We start from the raw sequence: 19,728 nt of genomic DNA on the forward strand, positions 1-19,728 counted from the left end.
TCCTCTCCATTCCCTTTTGTTTCAGAGAAATTATACCATTATAACCATTTATATCAATGTGGAATGACGTTTGTTTCTTTCTTTTTCTACATCACTTTTATCCACTTTCCTGTATAAAATAAGTGCTTTTTCATGAATAGAACAAAAGAACCAGGAAGAATGATTTGTAATTTTTTTCTACATTATTCCGTCTCACGCGTTTATTCTCCTTATAGCAGTAGAGGTTTGTCAAAATGACACGAAATTACTCATTAAATAGAGAATATAGCATTCATATGCTTTTAGAATCATCTTTTTGAATACAATTGACTTTCATATCTCACATCCTCTAGGCTAGTAAATGAAAATGATAATCTTTATCAATTGGAGGAGTGTTTTATTATGTCCATCAAAACCGTTTCTAAAAATCAGCAATTTTTAGAGCAGCAAAGTCAAAGAGAATCGAATGCAAGGTCTTACCCGAGACGGTTCCCATTAGCCATGCAAAAAGCCGAAGGTATGATCGTGACAGATGCGGATGGCAGAGAGTTTTATGACTGCCTGGCAGGAGCAGGAACACTTGCACTTGGTCACAATCATCCAGTTGTGATAGAAGCTATTGAACGTATGCTTCATGAAAAAAGACCGTTGCATACGTTGGACATAACCTCAGAAATTAAAGAAGAGTTTGTGAATGAAATTTTTTCTCACTTACCAGAAGAGTTTGCAAAGAGAGCCAAAATTCAATTTTGTGGACCAACTGGTGGTGATGCCATAGAAGCAGCAATTAAATTAGTCAAAACAGCGACAGGGAATCGAAGCATTCTATCATTCCATGGTGCATATCACGGTGCGACACATGCCACGATGTCATTAAGCGGGAATTTATCTCCAAAAGAAAGAGTGCAAGGGTTAATACCTGATGTTCATTTTATGCCTTACCCATATGAATATCGCTGTCCATTTGGAATTGGTGGGAAGGATTCGCACCGCATTTCAAGTTCGTATATTGAGCGCGTATTAAATGATCCTGAAAGTGGTATTCTTCCGCCAGCAGGTATGATCTTTGAAGCAGTGCAGGGCGAGGGAGGCTCCATTCCAGCATCGATTGAATGGATGAAGGAAATGAGAAGAATCACAAAAGAAAAAGGGATTCCGCTCATTATTGATGAGGTTCAATCAGGCATTGGTCGAACAGGTAAGATGTTTGCCTTTGAACATGCAGGAATTATACCTGACGTTATTGTGCTGTCAAAAGCCATTGGTGGAAGCTTGCCGCTTTCAGTTGTGATTTATGATCAAGATTTAGATCAATGGAATCCAGGTGCACACATTGGGACCTTTAGAGGAAATCAAATGGCGATGGCTGCTGGAACCGCTACGCTTAAATTTATCAAAGAAACCAACCTGCTTGATCATGTAGAACGGTTAGGAGATCGTATGCATGCGCATCTAAAAGACATCCAAAAACAAGTCCCTGCTCTTGGTGATGTTCGAGGGAGAGGTTTAATGATTGGCGTTGAAGTAGTCGATCCAAATGAGAAACAGGATGTGGACGGAAGCTATCCAGCGAATCCAGAGCTGGCCAGTCTTATTCAAAAGAACTGCTTCGACAAAGGCTTAATTGTGGAGACAGGGGGCCGTTTTGGAAGTGTCATTCGATTCTTGCCACCACTTATTATGACAGAAGAACAGCTTGAAAAAGTCATCGCTATTTTTAAAGAGGCTGTGTACGATGCAATCAACTAAGGCTCCAGTAGATTCATTATTTATAAATCAAAGCCAGCTTGGAAGAGAGTCCTTCCAAGCGGCTCTTCATACATCTATCGACAGCTTACTGGATCAATGGCAAAAAGACACAGGACCTTACAGTGGAATATTGCCTGGGAAATTAGCGGCAAGTGTCGAATCGCTATTCCGATTTCAACCGTCTGGAGAATCTATTGAATCTGTCTTTCAAGATATAAAAGAGCATCTTTTACCGCATTTGATTGATGTATCGCATCCTAAATGCTTGGCACATCTGCATTGTCCACCGCTCATTCCTGCACTTGCCGCAGAGGTGATGGTGAGTTCCTTTAACCAATCAATGGACTCCTTTGATCAAAGTGGTATTGCTTCTTTGGTTGAGGAAGAAATCCTCAAGTGGCTATGTGCAAAGTTTTCTTATGGCGACCAAGCAGATGGGACATTTACAAGCGGTGGAACCCAATCTAACTACATGGGGCTGCTTCTGGCGAGAGATGCCTTTTGTGAAAACACATGGCATTGGAATGTTCAGCAGAAAGGCTTACCAAGTGAATCTCACCGCATGAGAATTCTTTGCTCGAAGAATGCTCACTTCACTGTGAAAAAATCTGCTTCCCAGTTAGGTTTAGGAGAGCAGGCAGTTGTACTAGTCGAGACAGATGAACATCACCGAATGGACGTCAATGATTTGAAAAAGAAGCTGGTTGAGTTGAAGGAGCAGAGCTTGCTGCCTTTTGCGGTAGTAGCCACTTGCGGAACAACGGATTTTGGCAGTATTGACCCAGTTCGAGAGGTATATGACATCGTCAAGCCATACGGTCTGTGGATTCACGCAGATGCTGCCTACGGTGGAGCACTTGTATTAAGCGAAACATACCGAAAGAAATTAGACGGTATTGAGCTTGCTGATTCAATCACGATTGACTTTCATAAACAATTTTATCAGCCGATATCCTGCGGAGCATTTTTGCTAAAGGATAAAAGCCATTTTGGTTTGATCAATTATCATGCGGATTATCTTAATCCAAAGGAAGACGAACTCGATGGTATTCTACATCTCGTCAATAAATCTGTTCAAACGACGCGCCGATTTGATGCTCTCAAATTACTTCTCTCTCTTCGTCTAATTGGAGAAGAAGGATTTGGAGAGATCATTGACCATACCATTCATTTTGCAAAGGAAGTGGCCGCGCTTATTGAGAGAAATGATCACCTTGAAGTGATCAATCCTGAGCCAGAAATCAATGCAGTTGTGTTCCGATTTAAGGATGACGACCAAACAGATGACGTCAATAAAATCATTCACCGGACACTATTCAAAACAGGAACTGCTGTCATTGCGAAAACTGTGGTCCATGGTCAAACATGCTTAAAATTCACTTTGTTAAATCCGAGAACGACAATCACACATATTGAGGAAATCCTTTCTGACATCGTTGATATCGGGATTGCTCATATTCAATCCGGGAGGGTACTACGTTGAGTCAATATAAACAAATGGCTGAAAATGCAACCATGCAAAGCTTTTTAAACTGTTTTTTACGCGAAACAGGAATCGATCGATCTGCCAAAAAAGAGACGAGAGCAGATGGCTCGCTTGTCTTCATCGCAAAACTAGTAAAGCAAGATCTTGAGCTTGTGATTCCGATGCGATATGTTTCACCTGTTGGCCGCCATCTCTTTGATTTTCCGATTCGCTTTCGCCCGCAAGGCAGTGAGCAAGAGGGCACAATTGTCGATTACACGACACTTGTTGCTTTATGTTCAAAGGAGCTTCTCATTGAATATGGCCGTACAGATGCAGAGGATGAATTCATGCTTCGCATCATTTTAAGCTGCCGAAATATTGAACGGTTCTTAAAGGAGCGAGAAAGTGATCGAGCCGCTCTTTCTGAAGCCGATTTCGAGTATATCGAGGCTGAGCAGTCACTTCTCCTTGGTCATTTAACGCATCCTACTCCAAAAAGCAGACAAGGAATGACAGAAGAGGAGGAAGCGATCTATTCTCCTGAGCTAAAAGGAACTTTCCAGCTTCATTACTTTAAAGCGCATCATTCGATTGTGCTACAGGATTCGTCAATTACACAGTCTGCGGCAAGCCTTATGCTAGAAGAGCTCTTGCGCCAAGTACCAGAAGAAAAAGAGAGACTGAATACGTTAGTAGAAAACGGAGAATATGTGCTCATTCCGATTCACCCGCTTCAAGTGAAGGTGGTTATGGAGAAAGCATTCGTCAACCGTTATATAGAGGAAGGAAAACTGACTTATTTAGGACCGATGGGTTCTGAATACACAGCGACCTCTTCTTTCAGAACCGTCTATCAAAAGGATTCTGCTTATATGCTCAAATTCTCTGTTCCTGTGAAAATTACAAACTCCTTACGTGTCAATAAACAAAAGGAACTGGATCGCGGAGTAGAGATGTCACGCATTCTAAAAACTGAACTGGGCATTTCTTTATACGATAAATTCTCTGGGTTCCGGGTCATTGAAGATCCAGCCTATTTATCCATTCAAGGAGAAGAAGCGGAATCTGGCTTTGAAGTAGTCATTCGTCAAAATCCATTTTTACATCAAGAAAAAGGGGCAAGCTTAATTGCTGGATTATGTCAGGATCATGCGTATGGTGGAAAATCGCGGTTAGCAGGGATCATTCATGATCTTGCAGGCGCAGAAGGCCGATCAACGGAGGCTGTGAGCGAGGATTGGTTTAAGCAATATTTAACCATTTCGTTAGAACCGATGCTTTGGCTGTTTGAAACGTACGGTCTTGCCCTTGAAGCCCATCAGCAAAATGCTGTTGTGCAAATGAAGGATGGTTACCCGCACACCTTCTATTATCGTGACAACCAAGGCTACTATTATAGTGAATCGAAAAAGGATAAACTCGCAAATCTTGTCCAAAACCTGAGCGTGAGAAGTGAAACCATTTGTGCAGACGATGTAGCCGTTGAGAGACTGCGCTATTATTTCTTCTTTAATCATTTATTTGGTCTCATTAATGGCTTTGGTACAGAAGGTCTGGCGAAAGAAGAAGACTTGCTCGCACTTGTGAGAGATACATTACTCGTTCATGAGGAGACTTACGGTGCATCTGAACTAACAAACAGCCTACTTCGCTCAAAGGAACTCCCTTCGAAAGCGAACTTGCTGACACGATTTGAAGACATGGATGAATTGACAGGGTCATTGGAAACACAGTCTCGTTACACAGCTGTCTTGAATCCGCTGTTTTTACATAAGGAGGCGCTGATTGGATGAGGCATCGTATTCATTTTATTCGAGCTGAATATGAAAGAGATGTACGGCTTGTCCACAAGTGGATGCAAGAGGAGTATGTTCACCCATTTTGGCATTTGAATATTCCGTTTCCTTCTTTTGAAAAGCATTTTTATCAGGCGATTCATGATCCGCATCAAACCCTGTATTTAGGCACCATTGATGGGACGCCCATGAGTTATTTTGAGGCATACAACGTCAAAGGTGACATCATTGAATCTTACTATCAGCCTTCTCCGCATGATCAAGGAATCCATCTATTAATAGGGGAGCCGAATTATGTGGGAAAAGGTTTTGCGACTCCGCTGCTTCAGGCCATGACAGCATTTCAGTTTGAGCAAAACAAACGAACAGAAAAAATCGTTGCTGAGCCGGATATTCGCAATGAAAAAATGATCCATGTATTTGAAAAATGTGGATTTGAACGTGTAAAACCAGTCAATTTACCCGATAAAACAGGTCTTTTGATGTTTTGTGATCGAGAACGATTCGAAAGGAAGTATAACCATGACGCGGTTCAACAAGCAAAATAATGTAGTGGATGTAATCGGAATCGGCATTGGCCCATTTAACTTAGGACTTGCCGCATTATCTGAAGAAGTAAAGGAAATTGACGCTTTGTTTTTTGAAAGAAGTGAATCCTTTCATTGGCACCCAGGGATGCTCATTGAGGGAACGACACTACAAGTTCCTTTTTTAGCGGACCTTGTCAGCATGGCAGATGTGAAAAGTAAATATAGCTTCCTTAACTATTTACAGGAACAAAACCGTTTGTATTCATTTTACTTTCTAGAAGATTTTCATATCCCGCGCAAGGAATATAGTCATTATTGCCGCTGGGTCGCAGACCAGTTAGACTCTTGCCGATTTGGCATGAACGTCGAATCTGTCTCATTGATCGAAAAAGCAGGAGAAAAGCGATATGAAGTGCATGTTCGCCATGTGAAAGAACAAACGGTAGAGGTGTTTGAAAGTAAGCATCTCGTCTTAGGAATTGGTACACAGCCGGCGATACCAGCATCTCTCCAACCAGCTTTAGGAGAGAAAGTTTTTCATTCTGCCGACTATTTAAAACGAAAGAAAGAAGGCTGTTTCAAAGGGAAATCTGTGACCGTCATCGGCTCTGGTCAAAGTGCGGCAGAAGTGTTCTATGATATTTTAGCAGATGATGAGGCGAAGGATATTCACTGGTTCACACGCTCTAAAGGATTTTTCCCAATGGAATATTCAAACCTTGGTCTTGAATATTTCTCTCCAGATTATATAGATTTCTTTTATGAGCTCCCGCAAACAAAAAAGGATGCGTTGTTAAAGCAGCAGGACTTGCTTTATAAAGGTATCAGCTCTGCAATGATCCGTGATATTTATCATTTGCTATATGAGCGTTCTGCTTGCGGAGAGCAGTTGAACACAGTGCTCCAAGCGATGACGGAGGTCAACTTGATTGAGGAAACAGCGGGTGGTTTGTCCCTTTCATGCACGCAATGGGTCAAAGAGGACTCCTTTACTCACGAGACAGATATTGTCGTACTGGCGACGGGCTATCAATCCGTACTGCCGCCGTTTATCAACCCAATTTCTCATCATATTCAATGGGACGATAAAGGGCGGTTCCAAGTTGAACGTGAGTACCGCTTGAAAACAAATACAATGGGTGAAAATGATATTTTTGTTCAAAATGCAGAGCTTCATACACATGGTGTTGGCGCTCCAGATTTAGGACTTGGTGCTTACCGAAATAGTGTGATTATCAATGAACTTGCTCATCAAACCGTGTATCCACTTTATCAAAAGCACGTCTTCCAGACATTTGGTACACACAAGAACGTCAACACATTCGAAGAAATCAAAGGTTAAGGAGGATGCAGCGATGAGTGTACAAGATGAATTGAAAAAAGCGGTGAATCCTGCTGCTTGGAAAAAGGCAAATCAGCGAATGGTGGCAAAAATGCTGTCTGAATACATGTATGAGGATATGCTTCATCCCGTGCAGTTAGATCATAAGGATGGCATTGCTCAGTATGAATTAATCATTCACGAACAAAAGAAATATCGTTATCTTGCAAAACCTCGTTTGTTTGATAGTTTTGATACGATCGCTGAATCAATCGAGTGCTGTCAAGATGGAAAATGGTCAAAGGATGTCAGTGCAATCGTGTTTTTACTAGATATTCAGCCGCTCATTCCAATGGCTTCTGAGACAACAGGACATCTAATAAAAGAGCTTCATCACACCCTGTTAGCAGATGTCCATTTGCTGTCGAAAAAAGCCCTTCGTGCGGACGAACTGACAGATACTGATTATGCATGGATTGAAGGAGAAATGACAGGACATCCTTGGATTGTGTATAACAAAGGACGTATTGGGTTCAGTTATGATGACTACCTAGCCTATGCACCTGAAAGGCAAGAAAGTGTGCAGCTGTCTTGGATTGCTGTTCACCGAGATCTTGCCACATTCCATGCTGTCGATCATGAAAACTATGAGCAGATAATCACCAAAGAGTTAGATGAAGTCACGATCCGTCAATTTCACCGTGTGCTAAAGGATGAAGGATTGAATGAAGCTGATTATTATTTGATGCCTGTTCATAAATGGCAGTGGACACATATGATTATTCAGCATTTCCCGGAAGATTTGGCATTGCGCCGGATTGTGTATGTAGGGGAGGGACTGGATCAATATATCCCACAGCAGTCGATCAGAACCTTTACGAACATCTCAAATAAAGGCAAGCATCATATTAAACTGCCAATGAGTATTTTAAATACGCTTGTGTACCGCGGACTTCCATCAGAACGGACAGTCATTGCCCCTCGCATTACAGCGCATATTAAAGGGATTGCAGATCAAGATTCATTTTTATCTGATGTCTGCCGCGTGATATTACCTGGTGAGAATGCAAGTATCAATGTTGATCATCCTTACTATAGCAAGCTGCCTGGTGCGCCGTATCAATATCTTGAGATGCTCGGTGTGATTTTTAGAGAGAGTATTTACTCGTACTTAGATGAAGGAGAGAACCCTGTTACACTTGCGGCACTCACTTATGAGGATCATGAAGGTGAGCCCTATGTGAAACAGCTGATTGAAAAATCAGGTCTCTCAGCAAAAGAGTGGATGGCGAAATTTTTCCATGTGGTCATGCCGCCGCTACTCCACTTTATGTATCAATACGGCACCGTCTTTTCACCGCACGGACAAAATACGATTCTTGTGTTAAAAGATCATCAGCCTCATCGTTTAGCGATCAAAGATTTCGTTGACGATGTAAACATTAGCGATCAGCCGCTACCTGAATTGGCTTCTCTAGGAGACGATTTAAAAGAAGTGCTGCGGAGTGAACCGCCAGAAGGTTTAGTGCAGTTTATCTTTACAGGTTTGTTTATTTGTAACCTGCGTTACGTATCAAATGTGCTAGACAATCATCAGCTGTTAGATGAAGCAACACTTTGGCGCTTGCTTGCCGAAGAAATACAGCAGTATCAAAAGCAATTCCCGCAGCTGAAAGACCGTTTTGAACTATTTGATCTCTTCCAGCCGAAGCTGACAAAGCTGTGTTTAAATCGTAATCGAATGATTGATTATGGGTATGGAGATGGAGATGACCGCCCGCATGCATCAGAGCATGGAAAGGTTACAAATGCACTCGCGCATGTTCTATCACCCGCCTGGGAGAAGTAATAGAAAAGCTGTAGACATCAAGTGTCTACAGCTTTTTATATTTTACGAGAATGCTTGAGAGGCGAGGAAATAAAGAAGTGCAGGATCGTTCAGCTTTTCTTTCCCGCGAATCATCATATAATGCGCTTTGTTTGTTTTCGTAAAACCTGCTTCAACAAGTGATTCGTGGAGGCGCTCGGCTGTTTCCTCCTGCATATCTAAACGAATCGGACCGGAATAAGACGAAATAAGCGATCGAATCAGCGAGAGAGCTGTAATTTCATCATTTGCAGCAAGCGGTCCAATCATTAAATTAGCAGGTGTTTCAACACCAAATGCAAAACCAGTTATTTCGTGATGTTCATTCTTTGCAATGATACGCTGCGCTGCTCGGTTCATCCGGTTTTTTAGAAAGCTTGAACGATTTGTGCCTGCGCCTTTTTCATCTAATGCTTCAATACACGGAAGGTGCGATTCATCGGCAGAAGACAGGTGAATGTCATCTGACACACGAAGCGTCTCTGGGGTTGTTTTTTGCGCTTTGTAAGTCGTAATATAACCTGCCGTGTGAAACCCGATTTTTTCGTAAACTGGCCGTCCTTGGACAGTAGCGGTTAAGACGACAGGAATGCTTTGATCACATTGATCTAGCAGGGTGTCAATCATTTTTCTTGCAAGACCTAAGCCGCGATGTGTCCTAGATACAATGACGGCACCAATTGACGCCATTCGATCATACTGGAAAAGTCCTGCACACGAGATGACTTGTCCATCCACTGTTGAAAAACCTATGAAATATCCATTTGTTAAAAGAGATGTGAGCTCTTCCGCATTGTAATCAGGCCAGTCCACCTCTTGAGACAAGGCGATAAGATCTGGTATGTCATCGAGTGTTAATGCTCGTTGAACAACGTTTGTCATGACACGCAACTCCTTCTTAGCTGAATTCATCTATGTGTATCGTATCATAAGAAGGATGAGAAAAAGGAAAAGGCTTTCCTTTTCTTTTCAGCGTGTAGACAAACCCTCGTTGGCGTAATCACTGTCTGGATAATGGTGCTCCAATTCCTCTTGTGGAGGTCCAGCATTAATGAACATTAAAATATCGAGCTTCAGGATGAGAAACGACGATCGCTGTAACAGATGCTTCAGGTTCCATCATGAATCCTTCTGTCAAATGGATGCCGATTTTCTCAGGTTGAAGCAGCTTGAACAGCTTTTCTTGGTCTTCAAGGTTTGGACAAGCAGGATAACCAAAGGAATAGCGCTGCCCTTGATATTTCGCTTGGAATCGTTTTTCCATTGTGAAATCGACTGGATCAGGGAAGCCCCATTTGTCACGAATCACTTGGTGGGTTCTTTCGGCTAATCCTTCTGCAAGCTCAAGTGCCAGAGCTTGAACCGCATGCATTTTTAAATAATCTCCTTCTTGCTTAAATTGCTGTGCGACTTCACGTATACGCGCTCCAGCTGTGACGGCAAATAAGGCAATATAATCTTTCTCCTTTTCACCGTTTCCCCTCACATAATCAGAAATGGACCGGTATGGAAGCTTCTCTTGTCTTGGAAATTGGAACGTTTCAATGATACGGTCAGGCACTTCGGGATCATAAATATGCAGATCATTTCCGTTAGAACTGGCAGGATAAAATTGATAGACAAATGCAGGGGCAAACCAGTTCTTCTCTCTGCCTTCATTTAGAAGATCTGTGACAAGCTGCTTTAATTCCAATGCTTTTGGATGCTGTTCGGCCAATAGCTTTTTCACCTTTCCTTTTAATCCAAGGTGGTGACCAATGAGCATTTGTTCATTCACATAAGGCATAATGTGGTGCAGGTCGATATCCTTTACATAATGACGTGCCGTATTTTCCGGCGTGAAAATAGGTGCCTCAGGGAGCGCGGCACGTTTTTCTAGTAATTCAATGACAGCTTGTGGCTGCTTTGTTTCTTTCTCTTTGACAGTTGCCACAGGCTCTTCATCGGGCTTTATTTGAAATTGAAGAGGATTTGCTTTTAACTCATTGGCTAAAGATAAGCCGTCCATGGCATCTTTGGCATAAAGAACCGGTCCGTCATAATGAGGCGAGATTTTCATTTTCGTAAATTTACGAGAAAGAGCAGCGCCACCGACTAAAATGGGCACGGAAATATTCGCTTTTTGTAAATCTTGAGCGGTGAGAACCATTTGCTGGGCTGACTTTACAAGTAATCCTGATAATCCAATCATATCGGGCTTTTCCTTTTGCACAGCTTCGATCAATGTTTGTGGTGTCACCTTAATTCCGAGATCGACCACTTGAAAGCCGTTGTTGCTCAAAATGATGTCGACAAGGTTTTTCCCAATATCATGGACATCTCCTTTTACAGTGGCAAGTAGGATTTTACCTTTCCCGCTTGCATGCTGCTTTTCCATATATTGCTCGAGATACGATACAGATGCTTTCATGACCTCTGCCGATTGAAGCACTTCTGCCACAATCAGTTCGTTTTGATTAAAAAGACGTCCAACCTCAGCCATTCCCTGCATTAACGGACCATTGATGATATGAAGTGGTGATTCATATTGCTCTAGAGCAAGGGATAAATCATCGATAAGACCTTCTTTTGTTCCTTCGACGACGTATAGTGCGAGCCTTTCATCAAGTGATAGGGAGACCTTTGGTTTTTTCTCCGTTTTCTTTTTGCCGCGGTAAAATTGGGTGAATTCAGCAAGGGTTTGATCATTAGTTTCATAGAGCAACGTTTCAGCGAGCTTGATTTCTTCCTTTGGAATAGAAGCGAAGCGTTCAAGTTTTTCTGTATTGACGATGGCGTAGTCAAGTCCTGCTTGGACGCAGTGATACAAGTAGACGGCATTCAAGATTTCTCTCCCAAGAGGCGGGAGTCCAAAAGACACGTTGCTGATGCCTAAAATCGTCAAGCACTCAGGCAGTTTTACCTTGATCATTTTGATGCCTTTGATCGTTTCTTCGGCAGCGCCAATGTACTGCTCGTCTCCAGTGCCTACTGGAAAGACAAGTGGATCAAAAATGATGTCACTTGCGGGAATGCCATATTTCTTCGTTAATAGATCATGAGAGCGTACCGCAATCTCGAGCTTTCGTTCTGCAGTTACGGCCATCCCTGTTTCATCGATTGTGCCAACAACAAGTGCACCCCCGTACAGCTTCACAAGAGGAAGAATTTCTTCAAAGCGTTCTTCGCCATCTTCAAGGTTAATGGAATTAATGATGGCTTTCCCTTGCGAATAGGTGAGCGCCTTTTCGATCACGTGTTTATCCGTTGAATCAATGACAAAAGGGGCTTTCACTTTTTTCATGGCCTCTTGTAAAAAACCTTCCATGTCAGCTATCTCGTCTCGATCTGGATCAGCGAGACACACATCGATCACGTGAGCGCCGTTTTTTACCTGTGCACGAGCAATTTCTGATGCTTCTTCAAACTTTTGTTCCGCAATGAGTCGTTTGAATTTGCGTGAACCAATCACGTTGGTCCGTTCTCCTACAAAAAGAGGCCGCATTGATTCGTCATATATTAGGGGCTCAATTCCTGATACGGTATGTTGAGACGATTCATGCGTAATGTGACGCGGCTGAATCGTGCGTACTTCATCTGACAATGCCTGTATATGTGCAGGTGTTGTTCCACAGCAGCCGCCAACAATATTTAACCAGCCTTCTTTGGCAAAGGCGGAAATCTTTTTAGCAAGTGAAGCAGGGGATTCATGATATTGACCTTCTTCATCTGGGAGACCAGCATTTGGATAGCAGCTAACCGCTGATTTGGCGATGGAGGATAGGGTGCGGATATGGTCTGTCATGAATTCAGGACCCGTCGCACAGTTCAGGCCGACACTCATCGGTTTCATATGCTCAAGAGAGATATAAAAGGCTTCAATATCCTGACCAGCAAGGGTTGTGCCCATTGGTTCAATCGTACCTGATACCATGAGAGGCAACTCAATACCTGTCTGCTGGAAGGCTTCCTGAATGCCTTTGAAACCAGCTTTTACATTGAGCATGTCTTGGCTTGTTTCTAAAAGAAGGGCATCACATTTGCCATCAATCAGGGCACGGGCTTGCTCTTCATAGTTTCTAACGAGCTCATCGAAGGTAGTGCCGCCTGTCACAGATAATGTTTTCGTAGTCGGACCCATCGCACCTACAACAAATCGAGGCTGCTCGGGTGTGGAGAAACGGTCAGCTTCATCCTTTGCCAGCTGCGCAGCCCGTACATTGAGTTCATAGGCAAGGTGGCCAAGCCCGTATTCATCAAGGACGAGCTTTGTAGCCCCGAACGTATTCGTTTCAATGAGATCGGCGCTTGCCTCAAGGTATTCTTTATGAATCGTGCGGATGATGTGAGGGGCTGTTACATTCAAATACTCGTTACACCCCTCATACTCTTCGCCACCAAAGTCTTCTGCTGTGAGATTGGCATTTTGAATCATGGTCCCCATTGCACCATCAAGGACGAGGATGCGTTTCTTAAGCTGTTCAGTGATAGTTGACATGGATGTTTGACTCCTTTTCTTTCTGATGAATGTAGGTGGTTAGTTCTGCTGTTAAGTCTGATCGTAGGAAAGGGGTAATTAAATAAATGCCATTAAACAATTCGCAGGCTGTATCTAATAAAGAGCGGGCAATCGCTAAGCCTTCTGCTCGCTGCTTTTCTTTATCCTCACCGGCCCTCGCCATAATGTCACGAATGGAATCAGATAATTTGATGCCCGGAATTTCATGGTGAATAAACTCCGCATTTCTGCTGCTTGTTAATGGCATAATGCCAATATAAATCGGTTTATCTAAATGACGGCTCTCCTCATGAATTTTCACAAGCTGTTCCTCAGAATATACAGGCTGTGAAATAAAATAATCAGCACCGTATTCGATTTTTTTCTCAAGACGTTTGACCGCCTTATCAATGTGACGAACATTCGGGTTAAACGCGCCAGCTACTGAAAAATTGGTCTTTTTGCCAAGCGGCTTTCCTGAGAAAGAAAGGCCTTCGTTAAACTGCTTAATCAGGCGGATTAAATCAAAGGAGGTTAAATCATAAACTGATGTTGCCCCTGGGAAATCCCCAATTTTAGAAGGATCGCCTGTAATGGCTAAAATATCAGTTAAACCAAGGGTATCGAGACCCATCAAATGGGATTGAAGTCCAATTAAATTACGATCACGGCATGTGATATGGACGAGTGAACGCATATCAAGCTGCTGTTTCAATAATGCGCCGCAAGCCACATTGCTAATGCGCGGGGTTGCAAGAGAATTATCAGCTAATGTCAAGGCATCAATGCCTGCATTCTTTAATTCCTTTGCCGCGACGAGAAATTTTTCGAAATTCAGCTTCTTCGGTGGGTCAAGCTCTACAATGATCGTCCGTTTTTTCGTAGCGAGCTCATCAAGTCCTGGTTCAGTCCGCTGATCTTGAATCGAAATGATTTCTTCTTTTAATACTTTCACTTCTTTTTCAGTGATCGGGGCTAAATCCTTGACCGCTTCAGCCATTGCGTGAATATGCTGAGGCGTTGTTCCGCAGCACCCACCGATAATACGTGCACCTTGATTTCTAAATTCGAGTGCACTTTTTCGGAAATAATCGTTATCTGTATCATAGACGAGTCTGCCTTCTTCAAGTGAGGGAAGACTGCTGTTAGGATAGACTGATAAATGAGAATTTTCTAAAATCGGTACGCCTTCGAGTGCCTGAATCATATGATAAGGGCCTAGCCTGCAGTTAATGCCAACGACATCTGCGCCAAGAGAGGACAATTCAGATAAACCATCCCTAAGCGGTGTTCCATCCTGTAACACGCCTTGTTCATGCATGGAGACGTTCATGACAATGGGGAGCGTCGTTTCTTTGCGTGCAATTTGGAGAACGGCCTTCGCTTCTTCCATGTCATAATACGTTTCTAGCAATATTCCATCGGGTTCTTCATTTAATAGGATGTATAGCTGCTCTCTAAAGCTTCTTTTAATTTCTTCAATCGTGTAGGCATTTTTGTTAAACGTTCGAATGCCACCAATCGTTCCAAGGACATAAGCAGAACCTGCGGCTGCTTTTGCGATTTGTACCGCCTTTGTATTGATACGCTTTGTTTCTTCCTCTAAACCGTAACGGGATAGTTTAATATAATTTGCGCCGTACGTATTTGTTTGAATGATGTCCGCACCAGCCTGCACATATGCTTCGTGCACGCGCTTTACTTCATCTTCTTTCGATAAATTTAATTCTTCAAAGCAGCGGTCAATGCCGTAAGAGTATAAAAGTGTTCCCATTGCACCGTCAGCAATCAGTACGCGGTTTTGTAAGTCTTGTAATAGGCCCATTGGTTTCCTCCTTATTTCTATGTAACAAAAAAAGCCTTCTGATAAGAAGAAGACTTTTTGGCTGTATCGTAATTCTTCTTCTTATCTTCCAAGCAGTTGCTTGCTGGATTTAGCACCTTGGTCATAGAAAATAGATTTCTACTACACCGGTTGCTGAGGCTTCACAGGGCCAGTCCCTCTGCCTCTCTTAATAAGAAAGCGATATGAACATGTCAATGAATTGAACTTCCATCCACTGTATCGAAAAAATCGGAAATAATCAATGGAAAATTTGAAATTTATCGAAAATTTATAAATTGAACGTCAATCGGTAAATCTGCCTTACGCATAAGAGAAATCACTTCTTGTAAATCATCTTTATTTTTTCCTGTTACACGCACTTGGTCATCTTGAAATTGTGATTTCACTTTGATGCCGGATTGCTTAATGAGTGCATTGATCTTTTTGGCGTTGTCCTGATCAATTCCGCTGATCAGCTTCGCGCGCTGGCGTACGGTTCCGCCAAGGGCATGCTCGGTTTTTCCGTAGTCGATGTTTTTAGTTGGAACATTTCGTTTGATCAGCTTTGTCACAAGTACATCTTTTAGTTGCTCCAGCTTGAAATCATCATCAGAGATGAGCACGAGCTCTTCTTTTTCAAGAGAAATATCACTTTTGCTTCCTTTAAAATCATAACGATTTTTAATTTCCTTGAGCGCTGCTTGAACGGCGTTTTGCACCTCTGGCAGTTCAACCTTCGATACAATGTCAAATGAGCTTTCTTTTGCCATAACACATGACCTCCATGTATAGATATTGCGTCTATTTTATCATGCAACGTGGAGAAGAAGAAACTTTATCGAAGAGACGAGTCAAAGAGTTCTGCTGGCAGCGGTATAAATCGTGTCCGGTTTGTCCACTTTAGCTAACAGAACTAGAGATGTTCATGTGAGGAGAAGTATAGTAGAATAAAGTGAATCAAAAGATGAACGAACGCTCTTGTACGAGCAGATAGGAAGGAAGAGAACATGAGACCAGGTGAGCAACTGACCTTGCAAATAGAGAACGAGATGGAATACGGCTACTTTTTGACAGATGGTGAAGATTCGGTCCTCTTGCACCGTAGTGAAATGACAGAAGATATTGATGACCAAGATGAAGTAGAGGTCTACTTATACGTAGATCATGAAGAAAGGCTAGCTGCAACGATGAAAATACCGACAATCAATGCGCATACATATGGCTGGGTAGAAGTCGTAGACGTCGTAGAAGACATGGGTGCATTTGTGGATGTTGGCTTGTCAAAGGATGCACTTGTCGCAACAGAACATCTCCCTCCTTTTGAGGAAGCATGGCCGAAAAAAGGAGACAAACTTTACTGTATGCTGAAAGTCACAAGCTACGGTAGAATGTTCGCGAAGCCAGCCACAGAAGATGTGATCAGTGACTTATTTACTGAGGCACCCGAAACCTTAATGAACAAAGAAATCACTGGAACAATTTATCGCTTAATTGCGACAGGCTCGTTTATGCTGACAGATACAGGGGTGCGAGGGTTTATCCACCGGACAGAACGAAAGGAAGAGCCAAGATTAGGATCGACCGTGACAGGACGCGTCATTGCAGTGAAAGAGGATGGAACTGTGAACGTGTCTCTGCTTCCTAGAAAACAGGAAGCGTTATCTGTCGATGCAGAAGAAATCTTAACTTATATGAGAACGAGAAATGGTGCGATGCCTTATGGAGATAAAAGCGATCCAGAAGACATCCGCGAACGATTCCAAATGAGCAAGGCAGCCTTTAAACGGGCATTAGGTCATTTGATGAAAAACGGCCTAGTCTACCAAAAAGAGGGCTGGACATACGAGAAAAAATGAGCAGCGTGAAAGAGAACCTTAACCTTATGGGTTTTCATATGACAATGAAATAAAGAAAAAGGGATAAAATCATCATGGTTTTATCCCTTTTTTTATATTTGTATAAATATTGGTTTTTTTCAGTGAAAAAAGTCATGAAAAACCTTCACATAGCCATTGAAACAACGCCTCTCAAATCCGATAAGAAAGGAGTAAGGATGATAAAAGGAGTGTGTGTTTGGATGAAAGTGAAAATTTCATTACTTCTGTTGGTAGCCATGCTTATGGTGCTAGCCGCATGCAGCAATCAACAAGGGAAACCACCAGCATCAAATGCGAAGCATATTGGCGTTATGCTCACAGATGATGGTCTTGGTGATCAATCATTTAACGATTCTTCATTTAAAGGATTAGAAAAAGCACGTGATGACCTAGGAATTGAATTTGATTATAGAGAAATTGCAGAAACCGATACATATGAAAAAGGGCTGACCGAGCTCGTAAAAGCTGGCAATGACCTCGTCATCGGGGTAGGCTTTAGTATGCAAGAAGACTTAGAAAAAGTCGCAAAGAAATATCCGAAGAAGCAGTTCTTGCTCATTGATGCCGTATCTGAACTGAAAAACGTGACCTCCGTGACGTTTAAAGAAGAGCAGGGTAGCTATTTAGCAGGCGCGCTTGCTGCCATGACAACAAAAAGTGATGTCATTGGATTTGTTGGCGGTGTCGATGCGGATGTCATTCATCGTTTTGAAAAAGGGTTCCAAAAAGGCGCCAAATCAGTGAATCCGAAAATCAAGATTTTATCGACCTATGCCAATACGTTTAGTGATGCGGGCAAAGGCAGTAAAATAGCTAAAGACATGATCAAAAAGAAAGCAGACGTTTTATATGCTGCAGCAGGATATACAGGTGTTGGTGTATTAAAAGAAGCACAATCAGAAGGCAAGTATGCCATTGGTGTCGATAGCGATCAATACTACACTGCTGAAAAAGCGGTGATTTCGTCCATGGTGAAAAAAGTCGATGAAGTGGTGTATCAATTCAGCGAACAGCTTGTCAAGAGCAATCAAATTAAAAATGGGCATGTTATTTACGATTTAAGCAATGACGGAATCGATATGGCAAGAATTCGGGTGCTGAAGAATGCTGAAACATTAACCAAAAAAGTAAATGAACTGAAGCAGAAATTGCTAAAAGAAGAGGGGGACGCATCATGAGCTTGCGCATCAAAATTTTACTCAACTCACTCGTCTCACTTCTTTTAGCAGTTGGCGTCATCGCCTTTATCATTGTCAGTATGACAAAGATCCAATCTTCAAATGAAACAGAAGTTCAAACCTTATTAAATGTTCAAAAAACAAAAGCAAGCTTTGAAAGTGTTGAACAAGCCATGACCAATTACTCAATGACACTTTCTGATGAACAGCTAGAAGTTGTTCAAACCGATATTTCTACAGCAAAAAAACAGCTGCAAACGTTAAACAAAAACGCAGGGAATATCAACAAAGCTGCATTAACAAGGTTAAATGCAAAATATGATACGTGGACCAAGGAAGCGAATGGTGCCATTGGTGAAAAAAATGCATCAGATGCAAGACGGGTCGCTGCAAGAATTGATGGCGTTTTAAATGACGTGCATACAATGAATAAAAGAGCAGAAGAAGCGTATAAACAAAATCTAGAGAATACAGCGGATAATGTGCAATGGATCATCACAAGTGCACTCGTCGCAGCCCTCACACTGATTGTCATTGCTGTCTTTTTAAATATTGGATTAACAAGATCCATCGTGACACCGATTAAATCACTTTCCTACCGAGCGAAGCAGATCGCAGAAGGCAACCTTGCTGTCGAGCGAATGGACATTCAGCGTAAGGATGAAATTGGCGGCTTGAATGAATCCTTTAATCAAATGACAGATCAACTGATTAGTTTGATTAAAGAAATCAGTCATGTCTCAAGTCAAGTAGAGACATTCTCGATCCAGTTAGATGATGAAAATAAAAAGCTGATGGAATCTGCAAATCAAGTATCTGTCTCGACAGACGAAATGGCGAATGGATCACAAGCCATTTCAGAGGATCTCCAGCATGGCGTCAGTTTGATTGAAAAGATGGATCAGCATGGACGTAAAAATTCCGAACGTTCACAAACCGTCATCCAAAGTACAGAGGATGCGATAGAAGCAGTGGATAGTGGAAAGCACACGTTAACAGAAACCAAAACGGCGATTGAAAAAAACACACATGCCACAAGACAAATCGAGCAGTCGGCAGGAGAATTCACGCAATATGCCAGCGAGATCTCGGCTATGGCCAAAACAGTTTCGGACATTGCGGATCAGACAAACTTACTTTCGCTAAATGCGGCGATTGAAGCGGCAAGAGCAGGTGAGGCTGGAAAAGGTTTTGCCGTTGTAGCAGATGAAATTCGTAAACTTGCCGACGAATCATCTACCGCTACAAGACAAATCTTTGATATGGTCAGTCATATTGAAAGAGGCATTCAATCCATTAGTCAAACTGTCAAAGAAGGAGTCGAGCTTTCACTTCAGCAGCAGGATGCGATGGACAAAACCTCACACTCCTTTGAAGATATAGAATTAAAAGCACAGCACATTAAACAAGAAATGGCGGTCTTAAACGACCAAATTGTCCAATCGACAGAGCTTGGCGGACAAGTGCTCAACTCAATTGAAAATATTAGTGCGGTTGTAGAAGAAACAGCAGCCGGCAGTGAAGAAATTTCTGCCTCTGCCAATGAACAGCTGCAATCATTCCATCAAATGAACAAACAGGTAGAAGAACTCATGAGCATGACGGCAAGGTTAAATGAAACCGTCCACCGTTTTAAACTTTCATAAATGATAAGAAAAGCA

Annotated in this window: 13 protein-coding genes and 1 riboswitch; of the genes, 9 read left to right on the forward strand and 4 right to left on the reverse strand. The window is 42.3% G+C overall.

Features of this window, described 5'->3' with window-relative positions:
• The first annotated feature begins 381 nt into the window (after positions 1-381).
• From GPS65_RS10615 to GPS65_RS10640, 6 genes are read left to right on the forward strand one after another with little or no spacing between them, the layout of a single operon-like run.
• Positions 382-1,728, forward strand: a complete 1,347-nt coding sequence (locus GPS65_RS10615) for an aspartate aminotransferase family protein (RefSeq protein WP_119124667.1) — start codon at positions 382-384, stop codon at positions 1,726-1,728.
• Positions 1,715-3,211 carry a pyridoxal phosphate-dependent decarboxylase family protein gene (locus tag GPS65_RS10620; RefSeq protein WP_119124668.1) on the forward strand — a complete coding sequence of 499 codons (1,497 nt, stop codon included), beginning with the start codon at positions 1,715-1,717 and terminating at the stop codon, positions 3,209-3,211. The genes GPS65_RS10615 and GPS65_RS10620 overlap by 14 nt, the downstream gene beginning before the upstream one ends.
• A complete protein-coding gene (locus GPS65_RS10625; RefSeq protein WP_119124669.1) occupies positions 3,208-4,989 on the forward strand; it encodes an IucA/IucC family protein in 1,782 nt (593 codons plus the stop codon). The genes GPS65_RS10620 and GPS65_RS10625 overlap by 4 nt, the downstream gene beginning before the upstream one ends.
• Complete coding sequence (locus tag GPS65_RS10630) at positions 4,986-5,540, forward strand: GNAT family N-acetyltransferase (RefSeq protein WP_161985416.1); 555 nt, start codon at positions 4,986-4,988, stop codon at positions 5,538-5,540. Before GPS65_RS10625 ends, GPS65_RS10630 begins: the two co-directional genes overlap by 4 nt.
• Complete coding sequence (locus GPS65_RS10635) at positions 5,515-6,864, forward strand: lysine N(6)-hydroxylase/L-ornithine N(5)-oxygenase family protein (RefSeq protein WP_119124670.1); 1,350 nt, start codon at positions 5,515-5,517, stop codon at positions 6,862-6,864. Before GPS65_RS10630 ends, GPS65_RS10635 begins: the two co-directional genes overlap by 26 nt.
• Before the next feature lie 13 nt (positions 6,865-6,877).
• Positions 6,878-8,692: an IucA/IucC family protein gene (locus GPS65_RS10640; RefSeq protein ID WP_119124671.1), complete on the forward strand. Its 1,815-nt coding sequence runs from the start codon at positions 6,878-6,880 to the stop codon at positions 8,690-8,692.
• 42 nt (positions 8,693-8,734) lie between these two features.
• On the opposite strand, the gene GPS65_RS10645 is transcribed toward GPS65_RS10640, so the two are convergent.
• The 4 genes from GPS65_RS10645 to GPS65_RS10660 form a co-directional block, all read right to left on the reverse strand.
• Positions 8,735-9,592, reverse strand: coding sequence for a GNAT family N-acetyltransferase (locus tag GPS65_RS10645; protein WP_119124672.1), 858 nt, complete (start codon positions 9,590-9,592; stop codon positions 8,735-8,737).
• A 166-nt stretch (positions 9,593-9,758) separates the two neighbouring features.
• The gene (gene metH / locus GPS65_RS10650; protein ID WP_119124673.1) at positions 9,759-13,187 is read right to left on the reverse strand and encodes a methionine synthase; all 3,429 of its coding nucleotides are present in this window, start codon (positions 13,185-13,187) and stop codon (positions 9,759-9,761) included.
• Positions 13,171-15,012: a bifunctional homocysteine S-methyltransferase/methylenetetrahydrofolate reductase gene (locus GPS65_RS10655; protein WP_012009526.1), complete on the reverse strand. Its 1,842-nt coding sequence runs from the start codon at positions 15,010-15,012 to the stop codon at positions 13,171-13,173. Before GPS65_RS10655 ends, metH begins: the two co-directional genes overlap by 17 nt.
• 78 nt (positions 15,013-15,090) lie before the next feature.
• A riboswitch (SAM riboswitch) is annotated at positions 15,091-15,209 on the reverse strand.
• An 81-nt stretch (positions 15,210-15,290) separates the two neighbouring features.
• On the reverse strand, positions 15,291-15,782 hold the full coding sequence (locus tag GPS65_RS10660; protein ID WP_012009527.1) for a YajQ family cyclic di-GMP-binding protein: 492 nt from the start codon (positions 15,780-15,782) through the stop codon (positions 15,291-15,293).
• 237 nt (positions 15,783-16,019) lie between these two features.
• Here GPS65_RS10660 and GPS65_RS10665 point away from each other — a divergent pair, with 237 nt between their 5' ends.
• From GPS65_RS10665 to GPS65_RS10675, 3 genes are all read left to right on the forward strand, one after another.
• Positions 16,020-16,868, forward strand: a complete 849-nt coding sequence (locus GPS65_RS10665; RefSeq protein WP_012009528.1) for a CvfB family protein — start codon at positions 16,020-16,022, stop codon at positions 16,866-16,868.
• A gap of 221 nt (positions 16,869-17,089) precedes the next feature.
• Positions 17,090-18,067, forward strand: coding sequence for a BMP family lipoprotein (locus tag GPS65_RS10670; RefSeq protein WP_041816205.1), 978 nt, complete (start codon positions 17,090-17,092; stop codon positions 18,065-18,067).
• A complete protein-coding gene (locus GPS65_RS10675) occupies positions 18,064-19,713 on the forward strand; it encodes a methyl-accepting chemotaxis protein (protein ID WP_012009530.1) in 1,650 nt (549 codons plus the stop codon). The genes GPS65_RS10670 and GPS65_RS10675 overlap by 4 nt, the downstream gene beginning before the upstream one ends.
• The last annotated feature ends 15 nt before the right edge of the window (positions 19,714-19,728 follow it).

The organism is Bacillus pumilus (genome assembly GCF_009937765.1).
GTDB classification, from domain to species: domain Bacteria; phylum Bacillota; class Bacilli; order Bacillales; family Bacillaceae; genus Bacillus; species Bacillus pumilus_O.